Source organism: Methylopila musalis, assembly GCF_042679725.1.
GTDB lineage: Bacteria > Pseudomonadota > Alphaproteobacteria > Rhizobiales > Methylopilaceae > Methylopila > Methylopila musalis.
In genome coordinates, this window is record NZ_JBHTMX010000412.1 from 1 (window position 1) to 750 (window position 750).

A 750-nucleotide genomic window follows, 5' to 3' on the forward strand; every position below is an offset into this window, starting at 1 on the left:
CGCTCCGTCGCCCACGACCCCCGGCGCCGCGCCGCAGCCGAAGGCGGCGGCCGAAGCCGCGTTCGACGTGGTGCGGGTGGAGCCCTCGGGCGATCTGGTGGTGGCGGGGCGCTGCGCGCCGGACTGCGCCGTGGCGCTGCTCGCCAACGGCCGCGCCCATGACGAGGCGAAGGCGGACGCCGGCGGCCACTGGGCCATGACGCCGAAGCCCTTGGCGCCGGGCGACCACCAGATCGGCCTGCGCGTCCGTGACGCCAACGGCGTCGAGACGATCGCGCGCCAGACGCTCACGGTGGTGGTGCCGCAGCCGCCGTCGAAGGACGTGCTGGTGGTGCTGAACGATCCGGACGCGCCCTCCAAGGTGCTGCAGAAGCCGGAGCCCGCGCCCGTCGCCACGCCCCGGCCGCCGGCCGCCGTGGCGCAGGCGCCCGCCGCCGCGACAGACGGCGCCCGCGCCGACAAGCGGCTCGGCATCGGCGTGGTCGAAGCGGAAGGCGGACGGTTTTTCGCGCAAGGCGAGGGGCCTTCGGGCGCGCAGCTCAGGCTTTACCTGAACAACGCTCCGGTCGCCCGCGCGGTGATCGGGGCGGACGGCGCGTGGTCGCTCCGGGTCGAGAAGGGGCTTGCGGCCGGCGACTATGTGGTGCGCGCCGACCAGCTCCGCGGCGACGGCGGCGTGGAGGCCCGCGCCGAGGCCCGCTTCGCCTATGCGCCGCAAGCGTCCGCGCCGTTCGTCGCGCCGGCTGCGCC

The 750-nt window shown here is 76.7% G+C and carries 1 pseudogene; it reads left to right on the forward strand.

Features of this window, described 5'->3' with window-relative positions:
- Positions 1-750: pseudogene (locus tag ACFQ4O_RS18020) on the forward strand (peptidoglycan-binding protein); the annotation flags it as partial.